The organism is Agriterribacter humi, assembly GCF_009192765.1.
Lineage (GTDB): Bacteria > Bacteroidota > Bacteroidia > Chitinophagales > Chitinophagaceae > Agriterribacter > Agriterribacter humi.
This window is the reverse complement of the sequence record NZ_VOHQ01000009.1, coordinates 29,329-51,799: the sequence shown is the minus strand read 5'-3', so window position 1 is coordinate 51,799 and position 22,471 is coordinate 29,329. Positions and strand designations below refer to the sequence as shown.

At 42.7% G+C, this 22,471-nt stretch carries 21 protein-coding genes; 10 read left to right on the top strand and 11 right to left on the bottom strand.

Going from position 1 to position 22,471, the window contains the following annotated elements; genetic code table 11:
- The first annotated feature begins 333 nt into the window (after positions 1–333).
- The 8 genes from FRX45_RS15350 (at position 334) to FRX45_RS15320 (ending at position 6,681) form a co-directional block, all read left to right on the top strand.
- Complete coding sequence (locus tag FRX45_RS15350) at positions 334–1,497, top strand: Gfo/Idh/MocA family protein (protein WP_152269329.1); 1,164 nt, start codon at positions 334–336, stop codon at positions 1,495–1,497.
- Positions 1,498–1,530: 33 nt separating this feature from the next.
- The gene (locus tag FRX45_RS15345; RefSeq protein ID WP_152269328.1) at positions 1,531–1,947 is read left to right on the top strand and encodes a DoxX family protein; all 417 of its coding nucleotides are present in this window, start codon (positions 1,531–1,533) and stop codon (positions 1,945–1,947) included.
- 273 nt (positions 1,948–2,220) lie between these two features.
- Complete coding sequence (locus FRX45_RS15340; RefSeq protein ID WP_152269327.1) at positions 2,221–2,778, top strand: REP-associated tyrosine transposase; 558 nt, start codon at positions 2,221–2,223, stop codon at positions 2,776–2,778.
- Between the two features lie 8 nt (positions 2,779–2,786).
- Entirely contained in the window at positions 2,787–3,596 is an 810-nt protein-coding gene (locus FRX45_RS15335) for a discoidin domain-containing protein (protein ID WP_226805405.1), read from the top strand.
- Positions 3,563–3,892: a fibronectin type III domain-containing protein gene (locus tag FRX45_RS23600; protein ID WP_226805404.1), complete on the top strand. Its 330-nt coding sequence runs from the start codon at positions 3,563–3,565 to the stop codon at positions 3,890–3,892. Before FRX45_RS15335 ends, FRX45_RS23600 begins: the two co-directional genes overlap by 34 nt.
- 303 nt (positions 3,893–4,195) lie before the next feature.
- Positions 4,196–4,858 (top strand): GDSL-type esterase/lipase family protein, encoded by a 663-nt coding sequence (locus tag FRX45_RS15330; RefSeq protein WP_152269326.1) that lies wholly within the window; start codon positions 4,196–4,198, stop codon positions 4,856–4,858.
- A 211-nt stretch (positions 4,859–5,069) separates the two neighbouring features.
- A complete protein-coding gene (locus tag FRX45_RS15325) occupies positions 5,070–5,285 on the top strand; it encodes a hypothetical protein (protein WP_152269325.1) in 216 nt (71 codons plus the stop codon).
- A complete protein-coding gene (locus FRX45_RS15320; RefSeq protein WP_226805403.1) occupies positions 5,257–6,681 on the top strand; it encodes a sulfatase family protein in 1,425 nt (474 codons plus the stop codon). The genes FRX45_RS15325 and FRX45_RS15320 overlap by 29 nt, the downstream gene beginning before the upstream one ends.
- A gap of 111 nt (positions 6,682–6,792) precedes the next feature.
- Here FRX45_RS15320 and FRX45_RS15315 read toward each other — a convergent pair whose 3' ends face one another.
- Positions 6,793–7,611, bottom strand: coding sequence for a helix-turn-helix domain-containing protein (locus FRX45_RS15315; RefSeq protein ID WP_152269323.1), 819 nt, complete (start codon positions 7,609–7,611; stop codon positions 6,793–6,795).
- A gap of 80 nt (positions 7,612–7,691) precedes the next feature.
- Between FRX45_RS15315 and FRX45_RS15310 the strand changes: the two genes are divergently transcribed.
- Positions 7,692–8,342, top strand: a complete 651-nt coding sequence (locus tag FRX45_RS15310) for a CGNR zinc finger domain-containing protein (RefSeq protein ID WP_193311720.1) — start codon at positions 7,692–7,694, stop codon at positions 8,340–8,342.
- Here FRX45_RS15310 and FRX45_RS15305 read toward each other — a convergent pair.
- Positions 8,339–8,845: an SAM-dependent methyltransferase gene (locus tag FRX45_RS15305; protein WP_193311719.1), complete on the bottom strand. Its 507-nt coding sequence runs from the start codon at positions 8,843–8,845 to the stop codon at positions 8,339–8,341. The genes FRX45_RS15310 and FRX45_RS15305 overlap by 4 nt on opposite strands.
- 38 nt (positions 8,846–8,883) lie before the next feature.
- Entirely contained in the window at positions 8,884–9,258 is a 375-nt protein-coding gene (locus tag FRX45_RS15300) for a VOC family protein (protein ID WP_152269320.1), read from the bottom strand.
- Positions 9,259–9,550: 292 nt separating this feature from the next.
- Here FRX45_RS15300 and FRX45_RS15295 point away from each other — a divergent pair, with 292 nt between their 5' ends.
- Positions 9,551–10,165, top strand: a complete 615-nt coding sequence (locus FRX45_RS15295; RefSeq protein ID WP_152269319.1) for an HAD family hydrolase — start codon at positions 9,551–9,553, stop codon at positions 10,163–10,165.
- Between the two features lie 3 nt (positions 10,166–10,168).
- Here the strand turns inward: FRX45_RS15295 and FRX45_RS15290 are convergent, their stop codons facing one another.
- From FRX45_RS15290 to alaS, 8 genes are all read right to left on the bottom strand, one after another.
- Entirely contained in the window at positions 10,169–11,206 is a 1,038-nt protein-coding gene (locus tag FRX45_RS15290) for an NAD(P)H-dependent glycerol-3-phosphate dehydrogenase (protein ID WP_152269318.1), read from the bottom strand.
- A gap of 112 nt (positions 11,207–11,318) precedes the next feature.
- Positions 11,319–12,725 carry an efflux RND transporter periplasmic adaptor subunit gene (locus FRX45_RS15285; protein ID WP_152269317.1) on the bottom strand — a complete coding sequence of 469 codons (1,407 nt, stop codon included), beginning with the start codon at positions 12,723–12,725 and terminating at the stop codon, positions 11,319–11,321.
- Between the two features lie 17 nt (positions 12,726–12,742).
- Positions 12,743–14,203, bottom strand: a complete 1,461-nt coding sequence (locus FRX45_RS15280) for a TolC family protein (protein WP_152269316.1) — start codon at positions 14,201–14,203, stop codon at positions 12,743–12,745.
- A gap of 107 nt (positions 14,204–14,310) precedes the next feature.
- Positions 14,311–15,471 carry a trans-sulfuration enzyme family protein gene (locus tag FRX45_RS15275; protein ID WP_152269315.1) on the bottom strand — a complete coding sequence of 387 codons (1,161 nt, stop codon included), beginning with the start codon at positions 15,469–15,471 and terminating at the stop codon, positions 14,311–14,313.
- A gap of 5 nt (positions 15,472–15,476) precedes the next feature.
- Positions 15,477–16,820: an APC family permease gene (locus FRX45_RS15270; RefSeq protein ID WP_152269314.1), complete on the bottom strand. Its 1,344-nt coding sequence runs from the start codon at positions 16,818–16,820 to the stop codon at positions 15,477–15,479.
- Positions 16,821–16,923: 103 nt separating this feature from the next.
- Positions 16,924–18,909: a glycoside hydrolase family 127 protein gene (locus tag FRX45_RS15265; protein WP_226805402.1), complete on the bottom strand. Its 1,986-nt coding sequence runs from the start codon at positions 18,907–18,909 to the stop codon at positions 16,924–16,926.
- 196 nt (positions 18,910–19,105) lie between these two features.
- Positions 19,106–19,579, bottom strand: coding sequence for a Dps family protein (locus FRX45_RS15260; RefSeq protein ID WP_152269313.1), 474 nt, complete (start codon positions 19,577–19,579; stop codon positions 19,106–19,108).
- Between the two features lie 251 nt (positions 19,580–19,830).
- On the bottom strand, positions 19,831–22,470 hold the full coding sequence (gene alaS, locus FRX45_RS15255; RefSeq protein WP_226805401.1) for an alanine--tRNA ligase: 2,640 nt from the start codon (positions 22,468–22,470) through the stop codon (positions 19,831–19,833).
- Position 22,471 lies beyond the last annotated feature (1 nt).

Sequence of the window (22,471 nt, the reverse complement as noted above, 5' to 3'; positions counted from 1 at the left end):
AATTATTATTAATGACCTGAGTTCGGGTTTAGCAAGAATGTCATCGCTAAGCGGTTTTGTCAATGTAATTTTATTTTTCTACGATCATTCCAATCCTCAGGCTTAGTGAGTGGTCAGTAGTGAGTTACCACCTCCTGTGTGCTTCTCTGTGTCACTCTGTCTCCGTAGTTCATTGCTTCACGGCTTCGGATTTTGCCTGTAATGGTGAGCACGAACCAACTGTACTTTATCGCTCTTGTTATTGTGATTTGGTTCCGGCTTATGCTGATACCTGATATATAATTCCCTGTTTCTTTAACAAGTATATTTATTAAATTACGCAAAACGATTGTTATGAAAATCTTCACCCGTCAACAATTTTTGCAGCATACTGCTATGGCCGGCGCCGCAATGCTGTTATCCGCTTTGGAGGGCTTTGCACTTACAATGCCGGATAAGAAAATTAAAGTGGCTGTAATAGGTTGCGGCAGCGTTTCCGGTGTGTACTTACCACATTTATCAAAATCGCCCTTTGTGGAATTGGTAAGTGCATGCGATATTGTTTTTTCCCGTGCTCAAAAAAGAGCACAGGAATTCAATATCCCCCATCAATACCCGCATATAGATCAGCAATTGACTGGCGCTCCTTTTGATTTGCTGATAACGCTCACCGATATGCAGGAACATGGGCGGCTTAATAAGCAGGCGCTGCAGAACGGAAAGCATGTGTGGAGCGAAAAGCCTATGGCAAACACCTATAAAGAGGGGAAAGCATTATTGGATCTGGCTAAAAGTAAAAACCTGCGGATATGGGGCGCACCGGCTGTGGTTAACAGCCCGCAATTTGCATTCATGTCGCAGGCGATCCGTGAAGGTAAATTAGGAAAGATTTCCAGCGCACATGCACATTACGGTCACCTGGGACCCACATGGTCGGCCTTCTTTTATGAAAAGGGCGGCGGCAGCTTGCCCGATCTTGGCGTATATAATATTGCCACTTTAACAGGATTACTTGGTCCTGCAAAACATGTAATGGCCATGACCAGTATTGTAACTTCTGAAAGGACGGTAGATAATAAAGGAAAGATAAAAGTAGAAGCAGAAGACAATACCATGCTGTTAATGGATCATGGTGAAGGTGTTATTTCACATGTGCAATGTGGATTCAATTATTTTGATCCATACGGCCATGAGGGAAAAGGACAGCAAAATCCTACGATCACCATTTGGGGAACAAAGGGCAATATGGGATTGATCGGATATGACTGGGCGCCGTTTGGTGTGGATCTGGCTACTTCATTTACCGAGCCACCGGTAAGGCACTTACCCGACCCGGGGACCTATGTATGGCAGCAGGGGGCAAGTGTTATTGCAGAATCGCTCATCACCGGCAAAGAACCGCTGATAGCTGCCGAACATGCATTGCATGTACTGGAAGTAATAGAAGCGGCAAGGGCTTCCGGCAATACGGGTAAAAAAATACAGTTGCAATCTGTTTTTAAATGGCCGGTGGTATAGCAATACAAATTATTACAACATTAAATGTTGGTTATGGTAAAGCTACTTTCATCCTCGCCTGTTGCACAGCAAAGCGGACTTGCTTTTATCCGCATCATCGTAGGTTTATTAATGGTTTACCATGGATGGGAAGTTTTTGATGCCGGTAAGATAAAAGGATATGCGGAATGGGATTTTTTTAAAAAATTTGCCTCACCCTTATTTGTGGTATACATTGGCAAGAGTGCAGAATTACTGGCGGGCATATTCCTGACTATCGGGTTATTCTCCCGTCTTGCTTCGCTGGTGTTAATAGCCACCATGCTGTATATTGCTTTTTACGTAGGTAACGGAAAAATATGGTACGAAGACCAGCACCCTTTTTTATTTGTGCTGCTGGGATTGGTTTTCTTTTTTTCAGGTTCCGGAAAATGGAGTGTTGCTGAATGGCTTCAAAGGAAAAAGAAGTAAATAGATGTATAGCTAGCCGCAGAGTCGCAAACATATTGTTCAGGTGCTCGTTGTGTGCGCTTTTGTACGATGAGCCTTCAAATGATGTGATGAGCCGCAGATAGATACAAGGTTTATTCATCGCTTAAAATAAAAACCATGAAACAACACTTTAATTGTGCTGCATGCAATACAACGCTGTATGAAAAACGCTTTGTGAGGCGTCATCGCCTCACACGATATTGTTATCGCCTCTGGCGATGCGGATCATTAACCACCTTAAAAACACCACCTATGAGTTACGAAAACGCTGATGGCTATAAAATTCGCAACCAGCACGGATTGCATTTTATGACTTTTACTGTTGTAGACTGGATAGATTTGTTCAGCCGCCAGTGTTACAGGGACATTTTGGTAAAAAACATGCAGCATTGCAGGTTAAAGAAACAGCTTTCGATAGGCGCTTATGTAATAATGACGAATCATATGCATGTTATCTGGCAGTCTGAGTGTGGAAAACTGAGTGATACGGTCAGGGATTTTAAATCCTTTTGCACAAAGGAATTCATTCATGCCATACAAACCGAAAATGAAAGCAGGAGAGAATGGCTGCTGCGTATGTTTCAATTTCATGCGCAGCAAACCAATCAAAATAAAGAGTATAAAATATGGACAGGTACAAATCATCCGGAAGAAATTGTAACAGAAAAGTTTTTAAGGACAAAGCTTGACTATATCCATAACAATCCTGTAAAAGCGGGTTGGGTGGCAGAGCCTGAAGATTATTTGTATTCCAGTGCTTCCAACTATATAACAGGCAGGGGGATAATGGAAATTGATTATTTATTTTGAGGGCATGGATGACTAAGCATAACGGTAAATATTACCTGCAGTACGGAGCCCCGGGTACGGAGTTCAGCGGTTACGCAGATGGCGTTGTGGTAGGAGACGATCCGTTGGGACCTTTCACCCCACAAAGCGATCCTTTCAGTTATAAGCCTGGCGGATTTGCACGGGGTGCGGGCCATGGCGCTACTTTTCAGGATAAGGGGAACAATTACTGGCATGTGTCAACAACCGTGTTGTCAGTAAAAAATAATCTTGAAAGAAGGATCAGCATTTGCCCCGCAGGATTTGATAAAGATGATGTGATGTTTTGTAATACGGCTTTTGGCGATTACCCGCATTACCTGCCCGATGCAACTGCCGTTGAAAGCACTATAAAGAGTGCCGCCCCTTCGGCATATTTTGCCGGCTGGATGTTATTGAATTATAATAAGCCGGTTACAGTTTCGTCTACCCTGGGTAGTTATACCGCCAATAACGCGGTGGATGAAAGCATTAAGACCTACTGGAGCGCCGCCACCGCAAATAAAGAAGAGTGGATACAAACCGATCTGGGAGAAGTGAACACCGTTAATGCCATACAGGTTAATTATGCCGACCAGGATGTGGACAGTAGTTTCCTCGGTAAATTATTGGGGGTATATCACCAGTATAAAATGTATTATTCAGAAGACGGCAAAAAATGGAAAATCCTGATAGATAAAAGCGGTAATAAAAAAGATGTGCCGCATGATTACGTGGAACTGGCAACTCCTGTACAGGCGAGATTCATTAAGCTGAAAATATACACATGCCTACCGGTAAGTTTGCCATCAGCGGGTTAAGGGTTTTTGGAAAAGGCGCTGGAGCAAAGCCTGAAGCGGTAAAAGATTTTATTGTATTGCGTACTGAAAAGGATAAACGAAGCGCCTGGCTCAAATGGCGGCCGGTAAATAATGCTTATGCATACAATATTTATTACGGCACCGCGCCGGATAAATTGTACAATTGCATAATGGTGCACAATGCCAATGAGTATTGGTTTAAGGCAATGGACAGCCAGAAACCTTATTACTTTAACATAGAGGCGATCAATGAAAACGGGGTATCGCAAAAAGGCAGTCTGATAAAAGCGGAGTAAGTATAAATTACTATAACATGGACATTCTAAAGACTGGCACAGGTCTGCTTTGTATTGTGATTTGGGACTCGATGGGGTCTCCACAGCAGGGCAACGTGAGAAGAGCGGCCCTGGCGAATCGTTCAACGCCAGGGTTTCATAGCTGCTCATAATGGCTCTTTATGAAGACCCTCAGCGCAACTTAATTAACAGAAAGGGTTACCTTCAATAACTTAACCTTATATAAATGAGGTATATCATTTGATTATAATCGCTGCCAAAGCCGGAACCAGTTGTATTTTTGAAATTATTAATAACTTACGAATGAAAATCATAACCAGGATCATTACTGTACTCCTTATTGTATTTGCTGTAACAACTGTATATGCTCAGCAACCCCCTTTCTATAACGATATACAGCATTTCAAAAAACTCGACAGCGCCCATTTCCCTCCAAAGCAGGCTGTTCTGTTCATTGGCAGTTCATCGTTTACCTTCTGGAAAGATGTGCAGGAATATTTCCCACAACGCACTATTATTAACCGCGGTTTTGGCGGCTCGTGCCTGCCCGATCTGATCCGTTATGCGGATGATATTGTTTTTGCCTATGATCCCAAACAGGTGGTGATCTATTGTGGCGAAAACGACCTCGCCGCATCCGATACCGTTAGTGCTGCAACGGTTGCCCAAAGATTTATTACATTCTTCACAATGATCAGGAATAAATATCCCAGAATACCGGTGTTGTATGTTTCCATGAAACCCAGTCCCAGCCGGGAACACCTGATGCCTAAAATGGATGCAGGCAATTGGGCTATAGAGGAATTTCTGAAGAAGCAAAAGAGAACCGTGTATGTTGATGCGTATCATTTAATGCTGGACGCCAATGGCAAGCCCCGGAAAGAACTATTCGTTGAGGATATGCTGCACATGAATAAGAACGGATATGCAATTTGGCAAAAGGCGATAGGACCTTACCTGAAATAAATGGATGAGTAGTGAGAAGTTAGAGGTGAAAAGTGAGAAGTCAGAATTGAGAAGTGAAAGGAAAAAGATGAGAAGGGAAGACTGTGTTGCGAAGTAATTTTCATTAGCAGCATTGTAGTGAAGCAATCTTTTTTATAGTCATTAAATAGTTGCTTATGAAACTCCTCCTTACTATTATTACTTTCGTGCTTACCTGCCGCTTACAGCACAGATGCAAACTGTTGCTCAGCAAACAAAGATGAACGCTTTTGTTTCATCGTTGATGAGCAAAATGACGATTGCTGAAAAAATAGGGCAACTGAATTTACTTAAAAAAGAACGATATGCGTTTTCTGTTATTGCTGCTGTTTATCGCATCCGCAAATCGGGCGTTCCCGCAACCGGAAAAGCAAAGACCCATGAACATCATTTTCATTCTGGCAGATGATCACCGCTACGATGCTATGGGCTTCATGAATAAAATACAGGGATTGCAAACACCGGGCATGGACCGGATGGCACGGGAAGGGATGCATATAAAGAATGCATTTGTATCTACGGCCTTATGTTCTCCCAGCAGGGCCTCCATATTAACCGGTCAGTATGCGCATACCCACACCGTTGTAGACAACAATTCTCCGTTACCCGGCGGCCTTAAATTCTTTCCGCAATACCTGCAGCAGAAAGGCTATCAAACTGCGTTCATGGGAAAATGGCATATGGGCGCCACCAATAATGATAATCCCCAGCCGGGCTTCGACTACTGGATCAGCTTCCGCGACCAGGGTGTATATTACAATCCCGTATTTAATATCAATGGTAAACAGGTAGAACATACTGACAGCGCATATACTACTGATCTTTTGACAGATTATGCCGTTGCCTGGCTGAATAAAACCAATAAAAGCAAACCTTTTTTTCTTTACTTGTCGCACAAAGGTGTGCACGCCGAATTTTACCCTGCCAAAAGGCACAAAGGAAAGTATGCCGGTATTCCTGTGGTTAGCCCGCCTTCCATGTATTTAACGGTAACGGATAGCAGCAAAACATTCGGCACCGTTACGGCTCCTCAAACAAAAGTAAATTACCGCGATATTCCCCAATGGGTACGCAACCAGCGGTATAGCTGGCATGGTGTGGATTATATGTACCATGGCACTATTGTATTTGATGATTTTTACCGGCGCTACCTCGAAACGCTGCAGGCGGTGGATGACAGCATTGAGAAAATATTGGAATGGGTAAAAGAGAACGGGCAGGAACAAAACACCATGGTTGTATATATGGGTGATAATGGCTTTTCATTTGGAGAGCATGGATTAATAGATAAAAGACATGCGTATGAAGAATCTATGCGGGTTCCCATGCTGGTATGGGCACCCGGCATGGTGAAACCTTCATCGGTACTGGAACAGGTGATCATGAACGTGGATATCGCACCTACTTTCCTGCAACTGGCGGGTATTGACAAACCATCGCAGATACAGGGCTATTCTTTTGCAGGCTTATTAAAGGGGCAGACAGCGGACTGGCAGCGCGATAAAGTGTTTTATGAGTATTACTGGGAACAGGCTTTTCCCCAAACCCCTACCACTTTTGCAGTAAGAACGGATCGCTATAAGTATATTTATTATAATGGCGTGTGGGATATTAACGAGCTGTATGATTTGAAAAATGACCCTTATGAAATGAACAACCTGATCCGCGATACGGCATATAGAAAAACAGGCATGCAGCTGAAAACGGAGTTGTTTAACTGGCTCGATAAAACCGGCGGTCTTCAAATACCTCTAAAAAGAGCAGCTCCAATGAAGGGCGATAATTTATACAGGGGAACCTATTGAGGAAAGTTTATGGTTTATACGTTTATGGTTTGTAGTTTTTAACTCAAATCATAAGAATCTAATAGCTAACCTGGAGCTGAGGCCTGACTGCTGATCCGGAAAAATCTCAAATCAGAAATCAGAAATCTCAATGGCTGTATCCCTCCATGCTGTTGCACAGGATTTGCCCGAAAAGAAGGTTTTAGGTGAGATGCCGGCAAATTCAGTAAAGTCACCGATAAAATGCGATTGATCATAATAGCCGCATTCAAGTGCGATAGCTGTAAGCGATTTGCATTTTTGACCGTATAATGCCATTGCAGATTGGAATCGTACGATGCGTGCATACAGCTTTGGACTGAATCCCGCATATTGATAAAACTGCCTCTTGAATTGCCTTTCCGAAAGGAAGACTCCTTTGGCTATATCTTTTATTTTTACAAGGCCTTTTTGGTCAATGATGGTTTGAATGGTGCGGAAAACAGGTAATATTTTTTTATCTTTCCGGCTATACTGCCTGCTTATAAATGCTTCCAAAAGCTTTACTCTTTCAGTATTGCCTGCGGCGCTTGCAATAGCATCTTCCAGCAATTTGCCTTCCGTTCCCAGAAGCAGATCCAGGTTCACCATCTGGTTGCTTACTTCAGGTGTGGAACAATTAAACAATAAAGGGATGGCTTGTGGATACAGGTAGGCGCCCAAAATACCAAAGCCGCAATTGATCTCAAATTTTCTGGCCTGCCGGCTTTGTCCATGCACACCGGCTGTAAAAGATGGCTGTTCCCTGCCATCATTCAATAGCTCAGTAAAGCTTCCCCGGAAATGAAATATCAGTTCGGAGCACACATCAGGCATGGAAAAATGAGTATAGGCTCCCCGGCTTTCTAATATCCAGAAATGCCTCACGATGTCTGCAAGATGAGCAGAAGGTTGGATGGTAGTATATTCCATGTATCGCTTATCTATATTTTACCTACATTTGTATTACTGTTTAAATGTATTTAGACGGTAAAGTAACAATTTTATTTGTAATGACGCAGGTTGTATTGAAAAGAAATGAACGGATAGATCATATTCAATTTGACGGGGGAACACTATGCCTGGATTTTGTTAATACCGTGCATGATCGTAAAAAAAAGCCTGTGCCGGATTACCTGCACCACATTATAGACCTCGTAGCATGGGCGGGGAAGATTGGATTGGTTGATAAAAAATCGGAAACATTGCTCAATCGCAGTATACCCGGTAATCTTAAAAAAAGCGACCAGTTTTTTACTTATGCACTTAGCCTCAGGGAACTGCTGTACGACATGTTCTTTACAATAAGCCAGGGAAACGCAACCCGTAATGCCGACCTTGAAAAATTTAATGCTTATATAGCTGATCATTTTTCGTTCATAAATCTGAAAGCGAAGCAGGGCGAATACCGTGCAGGCTGGAATTTACCAAACGACAGCCTGCAACGCATTACAGCGCCTGTGGTTAAGGATGCTTACGAATTATTGCTGGGCAACAGGCTTGATCGTGTAAAAGAATGTTCCAATTGCGGGTGGTTGTTTTTAGATACTACAAAAAATGGCAAACGGCGCTGGTGCAGCATGAAGAGCTGTGGCAGTAACATAAAGGCGCTGGAGTGGTACTACCGGCAGAAAGAAACAAAGCAGGTCTCCCACGCTTCTTAGCGATCTGCAGTTGCTGTTACACATACTGCTGAAGCAGGGTGCATTGATCTTATCATTTCCTTCTCAGTTTCAAAGCCACCTGCTTTCAAAGCGTATTTTATTGTTTCGCAAAGACTTTCACTTTTTTCAGACGGCGGCTGATAAAATACAAACAGCTTTCCGTTCACCTTCAACATTTGCCGGATCAACCGTAATGCCGGTGGGTTAGGTTTGAGAAATACATTTACGTTAAAGGCGGTTATCTTATCAAAGCGTTCGGTTTCATCCATTGCTTCAAGCGCCATGGTGTTGAATACCGCTTTGCCGGATTGAATATATTTTTGATTGCGCATTATGGCTTTTTGTATTTGCGCCGGCGACTTGTCAATAGCATGAAGCCTTCCGCTCCTTAGCCGCATGGCAATTTGTTCGGCCATAATACCTGTGCCACAGCCAATTTCAAGTACCTGATCATCCGCCTGAATGTTGAGCAGGGCTATTGCCCATTTATAGCGTTCATGCATTTCCGTGTGCATTCATTTGTTGATGCGTTTATGAATCTTTATTGTACGCCTGTGATCCACCAGGTATTTTCCGAAGGATCTTTTACGCCGCAGGCGCGTCCGTAACTCTGGTCTGCCGGTTCCATTACTGATATACCGCCACTTTCAAGCGCTGTTGCATAGCTTTTATCGGCGTCATTAACATATATAAACAGGTTAGCTGTTTGTAAAGTCCATTGTTCCGTGGCCTGCGCAAACATAATAGTGCATTCACCTATTTTTAATTCGGCATGCATAATGGTAACGCCATCATCCCTTAAATGCTCATTGCCGGGCACGGCGTCAAACACAGTTGAAGCAAAGCGGATAAAATCCCTGGGATTCTCTAATATCAAATAAGGCATTAACTGCTGGTGACCTTTTGGAATATTCATGTTCATACATTTAGTTAAATAATAAGAACAAAAGTATTTGGTTGTTGCAAAACAAAATTGGAAAAAAGGGACATTGTTTGGGCATTGTTTCACGCAGCCTGACCGGAGACGCGGGGACGGAAACAGATCATTAGTACTGAATATAAAGCCACCTCCTCCGCATTAATATTTACCCCACAACAGGATGGAAATAGAAACATGTTGGTTACGAAAAGAAGTATAGAAAAAAGAAGAAGAACCGGTCACGATTGCTGCAATACATATTTTTATAAAATCCTCCGTATTTTAGCCCATGCAAAATATTGAAAACCTGATCTTCGACCTGGGAGGCGTTATACTTACATTGGATATGCCCCGCGCCGAACAACATTTTACAGCTTTGGGTGTAAAAGATTACAACACGCTTTTCCGCAGCGGCAATGTTTCCTCTTTTTTTAAAGAATATGAAGTGGGTAGTATAACGGATGCCGAATTCCTGGGATCCCTGAAAAAATTGGCCGGACTACCCTTAACGGATGATGACCTTATAGCCGCATGGAATGCAATGCTTGGCCATTTTCCTGAAGAACGGATTTCCTTATTGAACAAATTAAAAAACAAATACCGTTTATTCCTCTTCAGCAATACCAATGCGCTGCATTTAACAAATTTCAGAAAAGCATATGCAGATACATTCAATGGAAATGTTTTTGACGATCATTTCGAAAAAGCCTATTACTCACATACATTAGGCATGCGCAAACCCGATAAGGAATCGTATGAGCATATCATCAGAGAAAATAACCTTGATCCTTCAAAAACGGTTTTTATAGACGATTCCATTCTAAATATTGAAGGTGCTGAGTCTGTGGGTTTAAAAGGAATACATATTAAACCCGGCATGTCTATTCTTGATATTGATTTATAATTTTTATACCAGGCTGTCTTCTATATACTTGAATGCAATACGCGGAGAGAGCTTTTTCCATAATACCTGGTAAATGTTTTCCGCGATGGGCATATCCGCCCTGATTTCTTTATTCAGTTCATGAATACTGCGCCCCGCATTGTATCCTTCGGCCACCATTTTCATTTCTGTTTGAGCAGACTGAACGGAATGACCTTTGCCGATCATGGCGCCAAAAGTGCGGTTGCGGCTGAACAACGAATAACAGGTTACCAGCAGATCGCCTAAATAAACCGATGCGGCATAATTGGGCGACTTTTTTTGCTGCAGCGCACTCGCCGCTGTATGCACGCCTACTTTTATATTGCGTATACCCGCTTTGCGCAAAAAACCTGCCATTTCATCGGCGCTGTTAGCGATCAGCACACTTAAAAAATTATCACCGTAACCCAGTCCGTGCGCCATGCCCGCCGCAACAGCGTAAATATTTTTGAGTACGGCGGCATACTGCACACCATATATATCATGATTAATAATGGTATTGATATAAGGGGTAGCGAAATTGCCGGCAATCACTTTTGTAGCCGCCTGTTTTGTTCCTGAAAAAGTAAGATAGGATAATCGTTCAGCCGCTACTTCTTCGGCATGGCATGGTCCCATAATGGTAAAATAGTTGTCAATGCTGAGATCGAACTTCTTTTTCAGGTAATCATTTAGCAGCAGATTCTGCTGCGGTAAAATTCCTTTAACGGCGGAAATGATTTTTTTCCCTGCCAGGTCTTTGGCAGTAATACCGGTAAACTGTTGTATTACATAAGCAGAGGGCGTAACGATAACAATATGATCTGACGTATTAAAAGCCTCCCTGGGATTGGTAAACAGGGAAAGCAAGCCTGCATCAAAAGATACGGATTGAAGGTAATTGGGATTGTGATGTCTTTTCAGAATATGTTTTGCTACTGCATCGTTGCGTACGCACCAGTTAATGTGCATTCCATTGTCTGTAAGCATTTTTGCCAACGCCGTTCCCCAGCTTCCGCTGCCGATAATACCAAACTGCATAAAAAAAATTTGAGCCTCAAAAGTAGGCCTCAAACTTTTAAAATGCGGCTATTGTTTATAGTTTTGAATACATCCCATCATAAACAACAAACAATAAACTTTCAAACTCCATTTATTTCTTTATTTCAAATAATTGTTCTTTGGGAACTACTTTTACTTTTGTTTTGTTTTTGAGTGTTTTGCTTACAATGGTATAAGGTCCCGTAATTACTTCATCACCTTCTTTCAACCCATCCACTATCTCAATATTATTAATGTCCTGAATGCCTGTTTTTACCGTTACCAGTTTTACGCTATTGTCTTTTTGCAAAACAAATACTACTTCCAGCAGGTCATCTGATGCAATGACGGGTACATTATCGCCGTTCGCATTATTGTTTTCTGCGGCAGCATTGTCTGGCTTTTTAACATCCTTAGTTTTAGCGCCTTCACTGGCGGTATCTTTCTTATCACGTGTGGTTACTGCATTAATTGGAACAGAAAGCACATCCCTGTGCGTTTTGGTTTGTATATCGGCACTGGCGCTCATACCCGGGCGAAAAGGAAATTTTTTAGGTCTGGAGGGATCAAAAAGATCTGCATAAGAGTCGCGAACGATGCGGATCCTTACTTCATAGTTTGTAACATCTGTGCTGGAAATGGCTGAAGATGCGGTTTGCGAAGCTGCTCCTTTCTGGCTGCTGGCGATTTGAGTAACAATGCCGTTGAATTTTCGGTTGTTATAAGCATCAACTTCAATAATAGCGGTATCGCCCAGGTCAATTTTCTGAACATCATTCTCACCTACTTCTACCCTAATTTCATATACGCTGATGTCTGCTATGCGCATCATTTCAGTTCCCGCCATCATAGAGTTACCTACTACCCTTTCACCTTCTTTTACGTTCAGTAAAGAAACTACGCCTGTCATGGGTGATATCAGGGCCGTCCGGCTCAGGTCTTTATTGGCTTTTTGCAAATTGGCTGTAGCGCTTCTTACCTGGGCCTGGTTGCTGCGAACGCTCTGCAATGCGGCTTCATAATTGGCCTGGGCCGTTTTTAAGGTATTGTCTGCCTGCTCAAACTCCGCTCTTGAAATTACTTTATCGTCCAGCAATTGCTTTTGCCTGTCGAAGGTAAGTTTTGCCAGTTCAAGTGAAGATTTCAATGCTTCTAACTGCGCCTCTGCATTAGATACCAGCGACTGCTGGCCGGCAACCTGTGCTGCAGCCTGGTCGCGCTGCGTAGCATAAATATCAGCGTATATGCGTGCCAGTATCTGCCCTTTTCTTACGCTATCGCCTTCTTCCACATTCAGCTCTGTTATTTCACCTGAAACATCGGGACTGATCTTCACCTCTATTTCGGGATATACCTTACCACTTGCCGTTACAATTTCCGTAATATTTCTGCGTATTACTTTTTCGGAAGAAACTTTTATTCCTTCTTCTTTGCCTATCACACCGTTCTTTTTCAATACTACCAGTAATACTACCAATACTACGAGGCTAATAATGATCCACAGCAGCTTTTTATTCATGTGTTGTTGTTTAGAAGTTATAACCTGATGCCCTGTCCCTTATAAAATTCAAGTACTTTCATTTTAAATACATAATCATACTGGGCAATAAGTGTATTTATTCTTGCATTGTATAAATTGGTTTGATTGGTAAGCCATTCAATAGTTTGCATGGCGCCAATATCATATCTTTTGGAAGCGAGATCAAAGGAACGTTCAGCAATGGCAACCTCTTTTTGTCTTGCACTGAATGTATGAAAGGACCCCAGCGCCTGGTTGTAAGCAGTATATACATCCTGCTTTAACTTCAATGTATCCTGTTCGATTGCCAGTTCTTTGTTTTTAATATCCCATTTCGCCCTTTCTATATCCGCACGTGCCGACCATCCGTTAAAGATGGGAATGCTTAAGCCAATACCTATTCCCTGTCCGAAATTATTTTTCAACTGGCTGCCATATCCATTCCATAATTGACCAAAATTCTTTTTACTGGTTACAACACCTGCCTGTGGCGAATACACATACACTTTATCTGTACCATTAAGTATATAGGCTGGTGTGGGTTGATCACCCAGGTTAACCTGGTTTATTGCTTTAAAAGAACTATTAAAAGCTGTTCCTAACTGTCCGAATGCTGAAATGGAAGGATATTGTCTTCCTTTTGCAGACGCATAGCTTTTTTCGGATGCCAGCAGGCGCAAATTATTCACTTTAATCTGGGGCTGCGATTTTATAGCCATATTGAACACCATTGCGGGTGAAATTTCAAGGATATTATCTACCGGTATTTGTTCTATTACGGGTACTTCCAGCTCAAAAGCAGCATCGGCCGGAAGATTGATGAGGGCTTTCAGGGTAAGTTTATCTACTTCTATCTGTGTCAGGGCGCTGATCAGGTTGGCGCTGTCCCTGGCAACCTGTGCTTCTAATTCCGCCGCGTTTAATTCCGGTAATGCTCCCGCATCTACCTGCTTGCGTGTATTTTGATATTGCGCCTGGCTTTGCTTTAATTGTATATCTGTTACCTCGGCCTGTTCAACATCTAAAAGCACGAGCAGATACTGACGGGCTACATTCAAAGCGATATCATTTTTTGCTTTGTCTATTGCGGCTGCATCAGCCTGGTAATTATAATCGTTTGATTTTATGGCATTTCTCTGGCTGTTCCAATTGAATAAATTAACCTGGGCGTTCAATCCCAGTTGTTGGTACATTACATTATTGTCGGTGTATACATTGGTTGAATAATCTAATGAACGTCCAAACGAAAAACCGTGGTTACCGGAAAAGTTGAGTGAAGGTATTTGCTGAAGCTTGCTTTGTTTAAGCGCAATAGCTGAAAGTCGCGCCTGTATATCAGCTTGTCTTACAGAAACATTATTGGTAAGGGCATATTCCACGCACCGCCGGAGACCCCATTTTTCATTCGTTTGAGCATTGGCAATTTGATTAACCAGTAAGATTGTTAGTACAACCAGACAGCATAGTAATCTTCTCATGAAACAAATTTATAATATACCATGGCAGGAAGCCTGCCTTTTGGATGACGTCAAATTTTCTGTTTAGGCTACAAATATTCAATTAAAAAAAGATTTGACAAAACCCTTCATGTATTATTTAACGCCTGGTCTATATCCTGAATGATATAATCAGGTTCTTCCTGTCCTATATACAGCCGCAGCATCCTTTGCGGTTTTTGATTTATATCATATGCTTCAGGAGTCACCGAAGCGCAACCGGGTATAATTAAAGATTCATAGCCGCCCCAGCTAACGGCCATGAGTATATGTTTAAGACTTTCACAAAATTTCACAATATCTTCAATCTTTTCCACCTTCAGATAAAATGATATAAGACCACAGGCAGCCTTCATTTGCTGCTTCGCTAAAATATACTGGGGAAAGCTTTCATCGTGCGGGAACAATACAGATTCCACTTTTGGATGCGCTTTCAGATAGGCCAGCACCACTTTTGTGTTTTCCGTTACTTTTTGCAGCCGTATGGGAAGGGTTCTTAATCCTCTGATCAGCAGCCATGCGTTAAAAGGCGAAATGCCATTTCCTGCGGTAAGATACTCGCTGTTAAATATTTTAGCCATCATTTCGCGGCGCCCCGTTAATACGCCCGCCACTACATCGCTGTGACCGCCTATGTATTTTGTAGCCGATTGCAACGCGATATCAATGCCCATGATTAATGGTTTTTGATATAAAGGAGTGCAATAGCTGTTGTCGCAAATGGTAATAATACCTTCCGCTTTGGCCAATTCCGCAACGGCAGTTAAATCCTGCAGTGCAAAGCTCCATGAGTTTGGCGATTCCAGGTAAATGATGGAAGTGTTGGGTAAAATGGCTCTTTCAAAGTTTTCTATTTGTGTGCCGTCTACATAAGTAGTTGTTACACCAAAACGTGGCAGTATCACATTAAACATGTGCTGCGCCCATGAATAAGGTTTTTCAACAGAAACGATATGATCGCCTGCTTTTACATTGGCCAATACTGAGGCAAATATGGCTGAAGCGCCGCTGTTGAACACCAGGCAGTCTTCGGCTTCATCAAGCGCCGCTAATTTTTTCCGGAGAATATCAATGGTGGGATTCAGCCCCCTGCTGTAAATGTAGCCGCTGTATTCATCTTTGAACAGCTTACGCATTTCATCCACTTTTTTAAAAGTGAAATTGCTGGTTTGTATAATGGGTGGAGCAACAGCATTAAAATATTGTTCCCGTTCTTCGCCCAGTTCATTAATGATGTAGGAAAGATCCATACGCCTTATTGTTTCTTTTTGTAATAAAAAATAAAATAGATCGCGGCCAATAGCAGCAAAAGGCACATTCCGGTAACGGCGGCCAGGGGTTTGCTGATAACTACAGCAACCGCAATTCCAAAATACGACAATACGAAAATAACGGTTAAGAAAGGTGTAAGTTTTGTCCATTTGCCCCGAACTGCATCCTTTTGCTGCTTTCTTCTTAAATAGAACAGGGCGGCTGCAGAAGTACTCATACCAATGCTGTCTAAAAACATAGTGAACCCCAGGATGCTGTCTACACTTTTACCAAAGAAGGTAATGAAAATGGTGGCTAATGAAAAAGCGGTAAGTGCGGGAACCAACGCCTGGGTTTTGGAGTGCCTGCGTAAAAATATTGAAGGAAAAACCTTGTCCCCGCTCATGGCGTACATTACCCTGGGATTGCTCATCAATATAATATTTACATAAGCCAGCACCGAAAGGAACATACATGCATCAAAAACCTTTGCACCTGTTGTACCGAACCATGCTTCGCACAACAGTGCTCCGATGGCGGAAGCGTTTTTCATTTTATCGTAGCCAATGACCTCCGTATAAGCGACATTGAGCGCCAGGTATAGAATGATAACAATACAAATACCTGTTACAATGGCTCTGGGTAAAAGCCGTGTATCCTTTATTTCACTGCCAAAATTGATGGTTTGCTGGTAACCTCCGTAAGAAAAGCTAACCGGTATCATGCTCGCCAAAAACAAAGTGAGCCAGTGATTGTCTTTAAACTGGTATAGCCGGGCGCCTTCAATATAGCCATGGGGCTCTACCACTACTCCTTTCAGCATACTGGCAATGAGTAAAACAATAAGCGCAATTTTAATTACCGTAAGTATATTTTGCGTCAGGCTGCTCGTATACAAACCAAACAGGTTCACGATATAAAAAATAAAAACCGCTGATATAGAAACTAAGATATTAAATACTATTCCCGAAGGTTGGCCAAACAGCAGGTCGCTTACATAATCGGCGCCAATGAGGCATACAATGCCCAGTGATGCTGCATTGCTGATAAGAATAAGCGCATTTACAGTAAATCCTACCACGGGGTGATAGCAGGTGGAAAAAACCTTATAGTAAGCACCCATTACCGGCAACCGTACACCTATTTCTGCATAAGTGAGCGCTCCGCATAAGGCAACCAGGCCGCCTGCCACCCATGCTGCAAAAAAAATCCAGGCTGAGCCTGAAGAGGCAGCTACATTAGCGGGCGTACCAAATATGCCCATGCCAACAACCAGGCTTACCACGATCATGGTAACAGAGAAAAAACCCAGTTGGTTTCTGGAAGATATATTCTCTGGTTTGGTCATGTTTTTTTCCTCCTGTGGCGCTGTTATCTGTTACCCGTTGTGCTGAGGCGCAATGACCGCCAAAAATCCATAACGGGCCCCTGCTGCGCTGTATAAAGCAGGGCTATTCATTTATACTTATTTGCTGAATGCCGGATGGCAACCATACCTGCATATCATTGGCGCCCCTGTTGTTCCAGCTAAAATAAGGGATGGCTGTAATTTTTTTTCTAAACGTAGCTACCGATAAGCTGTCCTTATTTACTGTTACTACGGGCGCATCAAAGCGCAATACATTCACGCCACCCAGTAAAGAAGGTTCATACGATATTTCAAATGTAGTACCGTCCGGAACGATTACTCCTCCTGCATCAAATTCGTCATTGGCGCCTTCCACACAATATACCAGGGGTCCGTATTGAAGCGCTACCCGGTTCTTATTCTGCTTAACGGCCGGGTTGCTTACAATCTTTCTTACTTTCATTGGCAGGTCCATCGTAACAATGTCGCCTTTTTTCCAAACCCGTTTTACAACAGCATAACCGCTTGCCATATCGTATGGAACAGGGCTTCCGTTCACTTGTATTGCCGGAATCTCCTTTTCCGGTGTGGCATACCTGTACAGATCACCCGGAACAGGTTCTGAGAGCCAGCCGGGAATCCGTATGCGCAGTTCAAAGTTCTGTTTTTTGGTGGGTGATACCAGCAGCTTTACATTTCCCTTCCAGGGATAACCGGTTTCCATGGTAAGATCTACTTTGCTATTGTTCAGTTGTACTGTTGTATGGCTGCCGGCAAATAAATTCACCCACACGGCATCATTTGAAGTTCCGTATATATAATTGCCCAATGAGCTTACCAGCCTGGCAATGTTCGAGGGACAACAGGCTGTTCCAAACCATTCACTCCGGTTATGGTTACCCGAAGATGCCAGGGGATTACCATAAAAAAAGCGATCACCTGATAGCGATAAGCCATCTAAGGCGCCATTATATAAGCTTCTTTCAAGCACATCAATGTATTTTGCATTTCCCGAAAGCATGTTCATACGCTGGTTCCAGAATACCATGCCCACGGAAGCACAGGTTTCGCAATAAGCGGTGGCGTTAGGCAGTTCATAGGGTTTACCGAATCCTTCATTGGTTCCCTGTGCGCCAATGCCACCGGTAATGTACATATGACGGAATACTACATCATGCCAAATGGAATCCATGGCCGTAATATATCCCGCATCATTGGTAACGGCTGCCACATCCGCAGCGCCGGTATACAGGTACATGGCTCTTACCGCATGGCCGGTTATTTTTCGTTGCTCCCTTACCGGTAGTCCATCCTGGCAGTAATCCGGATCTTTCCATTGATCCCATATCACGCCTCTTCCATTTCCATGCCCGCGCTGTTCCAGGAACCAGTTTGATAATTCAAGGTATTTTTTATTTTGTGTATGATGATACAGCTTCATCAGCGCTAATTCTATTTCCTGGTGACCGCTTACCCATGGCCGGTTTTGTTGGCGGAAAACAGAATCAATATGATCTGCAAAACGGATGGCCGTATTCAGCAGCTTGCTTTTGCCGGTTGTGTTGTAATAAGCGATGCCTGCTTCAATAAGATGGCCTGCACAATAATCCTCGTGTTTTTCCATGTCCGTCCAGCGCTTACTAATATCAGTAAGGATATAATAGGTGTTCAGGTAACCATCCGGCAACTGTGCCGCGGCGATTTTGTCAATCCATTCATCCGTATTTTTTTCCAGTCCGGCATCGGGATAGTTTTTCAGGGAATAGGCAATGGCTTCGATGGCTTTATACACATCAGAGTCATCGTAATATATGCCCTCATGCCTGCCGGAGCGTTTGGCCGCTTTTTCAAAATTGCGGATTCGCCCGGTTTTATCCTGCGTGTAATTTACGCAGGCATCAAGCGTAGCGGTGGCTACGGTTTCCATTTTCGGCTTCCAGAACGGATCCGTGATGGTTACATCTGAAAAAGGTACAGGATATAATTTTTGTAAGGAGGTTTGTGATGCTGCCACGGTTGCAAAAAGTACCGCCGGAACCATTAAACATTCTTTCAAAAGGGCTGCTTGGGATAAAGTCAGTCTCATCATTTAAAGGTATTTTGAATTAAGCATCTTATTTGACCGCGAATAATGCCATACAAGCATAATGCAGGGCAACCAGTAATGAAATTATTCATTTTACCGCATTTAATACACAAGTTTCGCATCATATGCATTCCTGGAAACAAAAAGAGACAAACAGCCTGGCGCGTGTTTGTCTCTCTTTTTAATAAGTACAATGCTGCTATCCTACATAAGACCTCAGCATCCAGGCCATTTTTTCATGCTGCTTCAGCAGTCCGGTTAAAAAATCGCTGCTGCCTATATCTTTATATTTTTCGTCAAATTCTGTAATCTGTTTGCGCAGATTAATGATGATCTTCTCATGATCCGCATCAAGATTGGGGATTTGTTGCTTATAACCTGTGGGTACCTGCGGCTCTTTAAGTGTTGCTAATTTCAGCAGTTCCACTAACCTTCCTTCGGCATAATGCCCAACCGTACGTATGCGTTCCGCTATTTCATCAATGATTTCAGCCAAAGCAGTATATTGTTCTTCATAGAGTTTATGCAGCTCCATAAAACTGGATCCTTCTACATTCCAGTGGTAGCTGCGCGTTTTATTGTACAGTATATGTTCATCAGCAAGAATCTGATTCAGGATGGCGGCAACTGCCTGCCTGTTTTTTTCGGTAATCCCGATGTTTACTTTAGCCATATGTATAGATTTTGTTTTTTATTACTAACCTCAATAATCAAACCAATGAAAGAACATGCAAAAGCATATGTATTGGAAGGCTTTTCCGTTTGACTGAGAATGAGCCTTGAAAAGTCTTTCAGTACGGTTCGTTTATTTATAGTGAATGATTATGCTGTTAAAGTTAACGGAAATGGCATTCATTTTTAACGGAGCAGGGGAATTTCTTCTACAATACATCCACAGCAAGTCATATAACACGCAGTATGTTTTTATAGTAGGGACTTTACTTTTTCGATAACCTGGTGTAACTGGGATGCATCCTGTCCGCCTGCCGTGGCCAGGGTTTTTTGTCCGCCACCACCGCCTTTAATCAATGGTGCTATATGTTCTTTAATGATTTTAGCTGCGTCTAATTGTTTTGCAGCAGCAACCACGTCACTCATGCCAACGGCCACGAAGGGCTTACCATCAATATTGGCGCAAAGCACCATTACATAATCACGAAGGTTGTTTTTTACATCAAAGCAGAGCTTTTTTAATGCATCTGCATGGCTTACCTGCACAATGTCGCCGATAAAAGTTACGCCATTTATTATTTCATCTTTTTGCAGGAGTTCATTCCTGATCTGCACCAGTTGCCTTGCCTCCAAACTTTCAACTTTTTTTTGGAGGGCATTTTTGTCTTCTATCAGTTTTTCTATCGCTTTTAGCGGATCCCTTGCTTTCAGCAATTCACTAATATGCTTATACTCACTTATTTTATCAAAACTGTATTGTATGGCTGCCGGGCCGGTAAGCGCTTCCACGCGCCTTACGCCGGCGGCTACAGCCGATTCAGATACAATAGCAAATAAACCGATCATGCCGGTATTGCTCACATGCGTACCACCGCACAACTCAACGGAATAATCCGGATCAATGATCACTACCCTCACAATATCGCCGTATTTCTCTCCGAACAAGGCCATAGCACCCAGTTGCAGCGCCTCGGCTTTCGGCATTTCTTTAATCACCACAGGAATATTCTGGCGTATCTTTTCATTTACCAGCAACTCTGCTTTCCGGATTTCCTCTTCCGTAACTTTTGCAAAATGTGAAAAATCGAAACGCAATTCGCCTGGCGATACCAATGAACCCTTTTGCGCTACATGCCTGCCTAAAATTTGTTGCAGCGCGGCATGAAGCAAATGCGTGGCAGTATGGTTGTACATGGTATACAACCTGTTTTCGAAACTTACCGAAGCAGTAACCGGAAGGGTAATATCGAAAGGTAATTTTTCAGTGAAATGAATGATCAGGTCATTTTCTTTTTTGGTATCCGTAACGGCAATCTTTTCATCTCCGAACTGAAGAATGCCTTTATCGCCCACCTGTCCGCCGCTTTCGGCATAAAAGGGTGTAGTTTCTAATACCAACTGGTATTGTTCTTTTCCTTTCGTTTTAACTTTCCTGTATTTAACTACGAGTGTTTCTACCAGCAGATCATTGTAGCCAACGAAAGTAAATTTATCGGTTTTATTTATTTCAATCCAGTCTTCAGTATCAATAGCGGTTGCGGCCCGGCTCCGGTTTTTTTGTTCCTGCATTTCCTTTTCAAAACCGGCCTGATCCACTGTCAATTTATTTTCATCTGCGATCAGTCGTGTCAAATCAAAAGGAAACCCATAAGTATCATACAATTCAAACGCATCCCTGCCGGAGATGGCTTTGCTGTCACTCACAGATCCGATAATATCGTCAATGCGCTTCAATCCTTTTTCCAGGGTTCTTAAAAATGCATCTTCTTCTTCCCGCACCACTTTTATAACAAACTCCGCCTGCTGGTACAATTCCGGGAAAACATATTTGAACCGGAGGGCTGTATCCATCACCAACTGGTGCAGCAAGGGTTGTTTATAATTAAGATAAGAATAATAATACCTTACGGCTCTTCTCAATATCCGTCTGATAACATACCCTGCCCCGGTATTTGAAGGCAATTGCCCATCGGCAATAGTAAAGCTTATAGCCCTTATATGATCAGCAAGCACCCGGAAAGCCACAGCCTGCTTACTGTCGCCGAAGTCATATTTTTGTCCGGTTATTTTTTCTATGCCTGCAATGGTTCCTGTAAAAATATCTGTATCGTAATTGGAGTTTTTTTCCTGCAGCACTCTCACCAATCTTTCAAATCCCATTCCCGTATCCACGTGGCGGGCAGGCAATGGTTCAAGGCTTCCGTTCTTTAAACGGTTGAATTGTATAAATACATTATTCCATATTTCAATTACCTGCGGATGATCATTGTTTACTAATGATTTTCCATCCGTTTTTTTTCTTTCTTCTTCGCTGCGGCAATCCACATGTATTTCTGTACAGGGTCCGCAAGGTCCTGTGTCACCCATTTCCCAGAAATTGTCTTTTTTCTTTCCCTGCAATATCCGTTCTTCAGCGATTACTTTTTTCCACTCGTTGTATGCTTCCTCATCCCCGGGAAGCCCTTCTTTCTCATCTCCTTCAAAAACGGTTACGTATAAGCGATCTTTTGGAATATTATATACGGATGTCAATAGTTCCCAGCTCCAGGCAATGGCTTCCTGCTTAAAATATCCGCCTTCGGGGCGGGAAGGGTCGCCAAAGCTCCAGTTGCCCAGCATTTCAAACATCGTATGATGATAGGTATCCACCCCAACCTCCTCCAGGTCGTTATGCTTACCGCTTACCCGCAAACATTTCTGCGTGTCGGCTACCCGTTGATAAGGCGCTTTTTTGTTTCCAAGGAAATAGTCTTTAAACTGGTTCATCCCCGCATTGGTAAACAAAAGCGTAGGGTCATTCTTAACTACAATAGGGGCTGATGGAACAATATGGTGTTGTTTGGATTGAAAAAAATCAAGGAAAGCCTGCCTTATTTGTACTGAAGTCATCATT